The organism is Dyella sp. 01N36 (assembly GCF_056399745.1).
On sequence record NZ_JBFTRY010000190.1, the window covers coordinates 1 to 6,342 of the forward strand.

The 6,342-nt window shown below is 65.2% G+C and carries 3 protein-coding genes; all 3 read left to right on the forward strand.

Translation table 11 applies throughout. The features are described 5' to 3' along the window. The first annotated feature begins 270 nt into the window (after nt 1-270). Genes AC1DMG_RS18595 through AC1DMG_RS18605 form a run of 3 tightly spaced genes read left to right on the forward strand, consistent with a single transcriptional unit; the run spans nt 271 to nt 6,170 of the window. Nucleotides 271-3,510 (forward strand): efflux RND transporter permease subunit, encoded by a 3,240-nt coding sequence (locus AC1DMG_RS18595; RefSeq protein WP_441603507.1) that lies wholly within the window; start codon nt 271-273, stop codon nt 3,508-3,510. After that, a complete protein-coding gene (locus AC1DMG_RS18600; RefSeq protein ID WP_441603508.1) occupies nt 3,500-4,681 on the forward strand; it encodes an efflux RND transporter periplasmic adaptor subunit in 1,182 nt (393 codons plus the stop codon). Before AC1DMG_RS18595 ends, AC1DMG_RS18600 begins: the two co-directional genes overlap by 11 nt. 4 nt (nt 4,682-4,685) lie before the next feature. Beyond that, complete coding sequence (locus AC1DMG_RS18605) at nt 4,686-6,170, forward strand: efflux transporter outer membrane subunit (RefSeq protein WP_477180881.1); 1,485 nt, start codon at nt 4,686-4,688, stop codon at nt 6,168-6,170. Nucleotides 6,171-6,342: the final 172 nt, after the last annotated feature.

Genomic DNA, 6,342 nt, shown 5'->3' on the forward strand with positions numbered 1-6,342 from the left:
GTCTGGGGCTGAGCATTGTGCAGCGAGCAATCGAGTTGCACGAGGCGTCCATTGAGTTGCTGGAGTCACCGTTGGGGCGGGGGTTGCTGGTGCGTATCCGGATGGCCGCAGCGTCGGGTTAAGCGGCATCGCCCGCTGCTTTTGCTCGTCATTCCCGCGCAGGCCGGAATGACGAGCTGGAGAGCAAGCCGCGCCTGCCAAAAGGTTTCCACAAGATTGCCTTGCCATCATGGCCAGCGTCGGGCCTCAGGCCTCCAGGCTGCAACGTCCATGCTTGCTCTTGTCCGAATCGCCCTGTCACGACCGCTGACCTTCATCGTATTGGCCGTGCTTATCCTCATCGCCGGCCCCTTGGCCGCGTTGCGCACGCCGACCGATATCTTCCCGAATATCGGCATTCCGGTGATCAGCGTGGTGTGGAGCTACAACGGGCTGCCGCCCGATCAGATGTCCGGCCGCGTCGTCTACTACTACGAACGCCAGCTCAGCACCTCGGTCAACAATATCGAGCACATCGAATCGCAGTCGCTGCCCGGCATGGGTATCGTCAAGATTTTCTTCCAGCCCGGCGTGGATATCCGCACGGCCACGGCGCAGGTGACCTCGATTTCGCAGACGGTGCTCAAGCAGATGCCGCCGGGCATCACGCCGCCGCTGATCCTCAATTACAACGCCTCCACCGTGCCGATCCTGCAGATGGCGCTGTCGAGCACGAGCCTGTCCGAGGCGAAGATCCTCGATCTCGGCCTCAATGTGATGCGTCCGATGCTCACCTCGGTGCCGGGTGTCGCCGTGCCCACGCCCTACGGCGGCGCTGCCCGCCAGGTCACGCTGGATCTTGATCCGCGTGCGCTGGCGGCGAACGGTTTGTCCGCGCAGGACGTGAGTAACGCGCTGGCCGCGCAGAACCAGATCATCCCGGTCGGCACGGCCAAGATCGGCATGGCCGAGTACCACGTGCAGCTCAACAACAGCCCTGACGCGGTCGACGAGCTCAATCAGCTGCCGGTCAAAACGGTGCATGGCGCCACCATCACCATCGGCGACGTGGCCCACGTGCGCGACGGCGCCGCACCGCAAACCAATGTGGTGCGCGTGGATGGCAAGCGCGCCGTGCTGATGCCGGCGCTCAAGGTGGGCGATGCATCGACGCTGGCCGTGGTGTCCGGCATCAAGCAGCTGATGCCGCGGGTGCTCGAATCGCTGCCTGCCAATCTGAAGGTCTCGTTGCTCAGCGATCAGTCGATCTTTGTGAAGGCGGCGATTTCGTCGGTGGCGCGCGAGGGCGTCATCGCGGCCCTGCTTACCTCGGTGATGATCCTGATCTTCCTGGGCAGCTGGCGGTCCACCGTGATCATCGCGGTGTCGATCCCCCTGGCCATCCTCTCGGCCATCGCCCTGCTCTCGGCCACGGGGCAAACGCTCAACGTGATGACGCTGGGCGGACTCGCGCTGGCAGTGGGCATCCTGGTTGACGATGCCACGGTGACTATCGAAAACATCAACTGGCATCTTGAGCAAGGCAAGGACGTCCGCACGGCAATCATGGACGGCGCCCGACAGATCGTGACGCCGGCCTTTGTATCGCTGCTGTGCATCTGCATCGTATTCGTGCCGATGTTCCTGCTGGACGGCATCGCGGGTTTTCTGTTCCGGCCGATGGCGCTTGCGGTGATCTTTGCGATGGTGTCGTCCTTCGTGCTCTCGCGCACCCTGGTGCCGACGCTGGCGATGGCCCTGCTCAAACCCCACCACATCGAAAAAGGCCCGGGCGACCACCCGGAAGACGACTATCTCAACCATCACGAAGGCGACCAGCCGGCGCGACGCACCCGGCGCGCACTGGTGGCTTCCATGGTTCGCTTCCAGCAGCGCTTCGAGCACCGTTTTTCGCAGGCGCGTGACGTGTACCACGCCACCCTGACAGTGGCGCTTGCCCATCGCCGCCGCTTTGTCATCGGCTTTCTTGGTTTCGTCATCGCATCGTTCGCGCTGATGCCCCTGCTTGGTCGCGACTTCTTCCCTGACGTGGATGCCGGCGCCATCGCCCTGCACGTGCGCGCCCCCATGGGCACGCGGGTCGAAGAAACCGCGGCCGAGTTCGACCGCATCGAACATGCGATACGCCAGGTCATTCCAGCCGACCAGCTGGACACGGTGATCGACAATATCGGCCTGCCGCTGTCGGGCGTGAACATGGTCTACAACGCCAGCGGCACCATCGGTCCGCAGGATGGCGACATCCAGGTCGTGCTGAAAGAAGACCACGCGCCGACCGCCGATTTCGTGCGCGAGCTGCGTGCGCAGCTGCCGCGCGAATTTCCCGGCACGCAGTTTGCGTTCCTCCCGGCCGACATGAGCTCGCAGATCTTGAACTTCGGCGCGCCGGCGCCGCTGGACATTTCCATTGCCGGCCGCGACCTCAAGGCCAATGAAGCGTACGCCAACGACATCCTCAAGCGCCTGCGCAGCGTGCCCGGCATCGCGGACGTGCGTCTGCAGCAGAGCAGCAGCTATCCCCAGCTCAACGTGACAGTGAACCGCACCCGCGCCGACCGCCTGGGCGTGACCGAGCGCGACGTCACCAACAGCATGGTCGCTTCGCTGGCCGGCAGCTCGCAGGTGGCGCCGACGTTCTGGCTCAATCCCAGGAATGGCGTGTCCTATCCCATCGTGGCCGCCACGCCGCAATACAAGATGGACAGCATGGCCGACCTGGCCGGCCTGCCGGTGACGCCGGCCGGCAAGGGCGCCAGCCAGGTGCTGGGCGGACTGGCCACGTTCACGCGCGTGCCCAGCGCGGCGGTGGTTTCGCATTACAACATCCTGCCGTCGTTCGACATCTATGCGGCCGTGCAGGATCGCGATCTGGGCGCCGTAGCGGGCGACGTGCAGAAGGTGCTGGACCAATTTGCCGCTTCGCGTCCCAAGGGCACGCTGGTCAGCCTGCATGGCCAGGTGGGCACCATGAACGAGGCCTTTGGTGGATTGGCCTTCGGCCTGGTCGGGGCGATCGTGCTGATCTATCTGCTGATCGTGGTGAACTTCCAGTCGTGGCTGGATCCGTTCGTGATCATCACCGCCCTGCCCGCCGCGCTCGCCGGCATCGTGTGGGTGCTGTTCCTCTCGCACACCACGTTGTCGGTTCCGGCGCTGACCGGCGCCATCATGTGCATGGGCGTGGCAACGGCCAACTCCATCCTCGTCGTCAGCTTCTGTCGCGAGCGCCTGGCCGAACATGGCGATGCAGTGAAGGCCGCGCTCGAAGCCGGCTTCACGCGCTTTCGTCCGGTCTGCATGACCGCGCTGGCGATGATCATCGGCATGTTGCCCATGGCGCTGACGCACGAACAGAACTCGCCGCTGGGCCGCGCCGTGATCGGCGGTCTGCTGTTTGCGACGTTCGCCACCCTGCTCTTCGTCCCTGTGATCTTCAGCATCGTGCACGGCCGCACGCAGACACAGCTCGCATCCGATTCCGCCTCTGGAGTACCCATCCATGTCGCATGACGCCACCATCGGCACGTCCACGCGCACGCCCAGGCTCGGCCGCGCCGTGCGCATCGGGCTCGCGCTGGCCCTGCTCGCCACCATCGCCGGCATTTCCGTGCGCGCTTATGACTACCACCGCGTCGTGAAGTGGACGAACGCCCAGGTCACCCCAAGCGTGCAGCTGGTCACCCCGGAGGGAGGCCATGGGCAAGCGAGCATGACGCTGCCCGGTCGTCTGGATGCGTGGATCGGCGCGCCCATCCACGCGCGCGTCAGCGGCTACCTCAAGAGCTGGAGCCACGACATCGGCAGCCAGGTCGCCGCAGGCCAGTCGCTGGCCGAGATCGATACGCCGGAACTCGACCAGCAGTTCGAACAGGCCAAGGCCAACCTCGCCCGCGCACAGGCGAATGCACGACTGGCCGCGCTCACCGACAAACGCTGGAAGAACCTGCTCCAGTCCAATTCCGTCTCCAAGCAGGAAGCCGACGAAAAAGCCGGCGAAGCCGAAGCTGCGCAGGCCAACGTGCTCGGCGCGCAGGCAGATGTCGATCGCATCGCCGCGCTGGAAGCGTTCAAGCACATCACCGCGCCGTTCGCGGGCACGGTGACCGCACGCAACACCGATATCGGCGACCTGATCAGCGCCAACAGCGAGAACGCGCCGGCCCTGTTCACCGTGTCGGACACCACGCGCATGCGCCTCTACGTGGAAGTGCCGCAGGGTTATGCCGACGCCATTCGCCCGGATATGAGCGTTCAACTGGACGTGCCCGATCACCCGGGCGAGCAGTTCACCGGGCGCCTGATCGGCAACTCCGGCGCGGTGAGCCAGACATCCGGCTCGCTGCTGGCGCAGTTTGAAGTGGACAACCGCAAGGGCGAGCTGCTGCCCGGCGCCTATGCCGAAGTGCATCTGCCCATGACTGGCAACAGCCATGTGCTTACCGTGCCGGCAACCGCTCTGATCTTCCGCGCACAAGGACCCCAGCTCGCCGTCATGGGCGCCGACCACAAGGTCCAGCTGCGCGATATCCACATCGCGATGGATCTCGGCGACCGCTTGCGCATCGACAAGGGCCTCAAGCCCGGCGATCGCGTGATCAATCATCCGTCCGACTCACTGACGCAGGGCGATCTGGTGCAAGTGGCGGCCGTGGACAATGACGGCGCAGCCAAGCCGGAGTGAAGCCATGATGCCCGTGCTCTCCTCCCTGCGTCGACTCGCGCCGCTGGCACTGGTGGCGCTGTTGCCGGCCTGCTCGCTTGCACCGGCCTACACCAAGCCGGACGTCGGTACCGTACCTGGCAGCTACGCCGGCCAGACTTCCGACGGCCTGTGGTCACCCGCGCATCCATCCGACATTGCGGCGCGTGGACCGTGGTGGTCGGTGTATGCCAACCCGACGCTGGATCGCCTGGAGCAGCAACTCGATGCCTCCAATCCAACGCTTGCCGTCGCCCTGGCGCGCTATGACGCAGCACGCGCGCTGCTGGGCGAAGCGCGTTCGGACCTCTATCCCACGTTGGGCGTAGTAGCCGCCGATTCGCGCAATCGTCAGTCGAATAACCGTCCGCTGCGCGGCAGCGGCCAACCCAACGAATACAGCGCCGAGACCTTGGGTTTCGGGCTGGGTTACGAGCTCGATCTCTGGGGGCGCGTGCGCAACGAATTGGCTGCCGGCAAGGCGAACGCGAACGCAGCGCAAGCCGATCTCGCGTCGGTGAAGCTGAGTCTTGAAGCACAGCTTGCCGATCTCTACCTGCGGCTGCGCGGCTACGACGTACAGGAGCGCATCCTCACGGACACATTGGATGCGTACCAGCAAGGCCTCGACCTCACCCAGCGGCGATTCCAGGGTGGCGTGGCCTCGGGCCTCGATGTGAGCCGCGCGAAGACACAACTGTCAGATGCCCAGGCACAGGTATCGGACGTGCAGGCGCAACGTGCGTTGACCGAACACGCCATCGCCACGTTGGTGGGCGACTCGGCGTCGCGCTTCTCGCTGCCGGTCGACAACGCACCCATCAAGGTGCCCGCGATTCCGCTTGGCGTGCCGTCGCAATTGCTGGAGCGTCGCCCCGATATTGCCGCCGCCGAACGGCGCGTGTTTGCCGCCAATGCCGAGATCGGCGTGGCGCGTGCGGCATTTTTCCCTCGCTTGAGCCTTTCCGCTGCCTTGGGTTGGCAGGACACCGGCATGGGCAATCTGTTGAGCGCCGGCAACCGTTACTGGGCGCTCGGCCCGGATCTGGCGATGACGCTGTTCGATGGTGGCCTGCGGCGCTCCAAGGTGCAGGCCGCGCAGGCGAACCTGGATGCGGCGGCGGGCCTCTACCGCGGCGTAGTGCTCGACGCGTTCCAGCAGGTGGAAGACAACCTCACCCTGCTGCAACAGCTCGGCAAGGAGGCACATCAGCAAGACGATGCCGCCAGTGCCGCAGGCGATTCGCAGACCATCGCGATCAATCGCTATCGCGAAGGCGCAGTGAATTATCTCGACGTGGTGAGCGCGCAGACGGCCGAACTGCAGGCCGAACTCAGCGCGGAACAAGTGCGCACACGACGTCTGCAGGCCAGCGTGGATCTGATCCGCGCGCTTGGCGGCGGCTGGGATGCAGCCCAGCTGTCGACCACCGCCAACGCGGTGGCCGACAGCACGACCCAGGCCCGCTGACGCGACGGTACCTACTCCGTCGCGACCGCCCGGGGACCCAAGGAGCCCTCATGTGGAGAGAGGGGAGGCACGAGGGCTCCTTTCATGACGAGCGAGCCTATGCCGCCCGTCGTACGCCTTCGACGCGTTGATTGAGCTGCTGCCAGTCCACAATCAGCTCACAACCGCGTGC